The sequence below is a fragment of the Kitasatospora sp. NPDC059088 genome, assembly GCF_042738155.1.
In the GTDB taxonomy this organism is placed as follows: domain Bacteria; phylum Actinomycetota; class Actinomycetes; order Streptomycetales; family Streptomycetaceae; genus Kitasatospora.
Genome location: NZ_JBHYGR010000186.1, coordinates 1 through 1600, shown reverse-complemented (window position 1 = coordinate 1600; position 1600 = coordinate 1). Strand labels below are relative to the sequence as shown.

Genomic DNA, 1600 nt, shown 5'->3' with positions numbered 1-1600 from the left:
TCGGACACGCCGTCTGGCGCCCTTTTTCTGTGGGGGCGTTATTGGGTGTTGTGTGCGGGGGGGGGGGGCCCGCCGGGGGGCGGGGGGGGGGGGGCGGGCGGGGGCGCTGGCCCGGGAGGGGGCCTGTCCTTCGCCAGCGATGCGCTCGGCGAGGCGCCGGGTGAAGGCCAGCGGGTCATGATCGGCGTACGCCCTCTCGATGTCCGCCGTCTCGGATTGCAAGATCTCGTCGAAGTTCACGGTGTCCCCTAGTCATCGTGGCGGTCGGTGTCGAGCATGTACTGCAGAGCCCGGCGCCCGAGGCTGTAGTAGGTCCGGGCTGTGGTGTGGGCGAGTCCGGTCGCCGCGCCGATCTCCTGGTAGGACATCCCCGTCTGCCGCAGGCGCACCACCTCCGCCTGCACCGGGTAGTCCCGGGCGTACACGGCCAGGGCCCGGTTGAAGGCGTCCAGGTAGGCCAGGCGCTCCATCTCCGCCTGGCTGGTGTCGGCGGCCTCCGGCTGCGCGGCCAGGCGCACCTTCTTCGCCTCCGCCCTGGCCCGGGCGCGCAGCGTGTCGGCGACCGCGTCCTTGACGACCTTGAAGGAGAAGGCGTCGAGGTCCGAGCTGGACAGCGCCCGGTCCCAGACCTTGAACAGCGCGACGCCAGCGTCCTGGATGGCGTCCTCGGCGTCTGGGCGGTGCTGGAGCCGCTGGTGGGCGTAGCGCAGCCACCCGGGGTGCTCCCGCAGGAAGAACGCGGCGAAGTCCACGGGCAGCCGGTCGATGGGGTCGGCCTGCTGCCCGTCGTCGTCGCTGGGCGTGCTGCTCAACTGGTGCCTCCTGCGTGGTCGCCGCGGCCCCCTCGGCCGGCGGTGTGCTGGCGGGGTCCGTCGCTGGTGCGGCGGGCCGGGTCGGGCCGGGTGTCCGGCCTTCGGGAAGCGACTCGAAGAGCACCCTGGCCGCAGGCAACGGCCCCGGGCCCCTCCATGTCCAAACCGGATATGCCTGAGGCAGGCGGTGCCGGGTGGGACGTCGGAGACTCCACGAACTCCCCCTCTCTGCAGTGCTCGTGGCGCACGCGGTCGCGCGCCAGCAGTGCCGGCGCGCGGGACCGCGCGCGGGCGGGCCCGTAGAGAGCCCGTCAACTAACCGGCGCGAGCGGGCAGTTTGTCAGTGGGGCAGGACGGTCAGAATGGGACCTAGAGTGATCAGAAACTCACACTGCGTACTGTGACCAGGGGGAATCGAGCGGGCAGCCGAGCGTCATTTCAATGCAAAGTGAGATAGATCACAGTTTTGGTCCGACTGAGTGAGGGCCGCAGTCGGGTGGGCGGCCGACCTGCGAAAGTATCCCGACCGACCGGTCGTTGAGCGCTCGCCAACGTTGCCCGCTGGGTCACCCGCCAGACGGAACCGGCTCTTGCCGGACGGGCGGGTCGGCCGTCCGATTCAGGAAGGCGGCTCCGTGGCGACGTCGTTCAACCTCTTCTTCGCTGTGGTCGAGAAGACGGCCAACCCGATCAGCAACGGCGCCGTCGCAACCGAGGTGGATGGCGGTATCCCCGCCCGAAACGTAAAGGGGGCCCCGGGGGGGGGGGGGAGCGACACCCCCCCGGCC

General features: G+C 70.9%; 1 protein-coding gene. It reads right to left on the bottom strand.

What is annotated here, in order from left to right:
- Positions 1-248 precede the first annotated feature (248 nt).
- A complete protein-coding gene (locus ACFWXO_RS41880) occupies positions 249-812 on the bottom strand; it encodes an RNA polymerase sigma factor (RefSeq protein ID WP_380531619.1) in 564 nt (187 codons plus the stop codon).
- Positions 813-1600 lie beyond the last annotated feature (788 nt).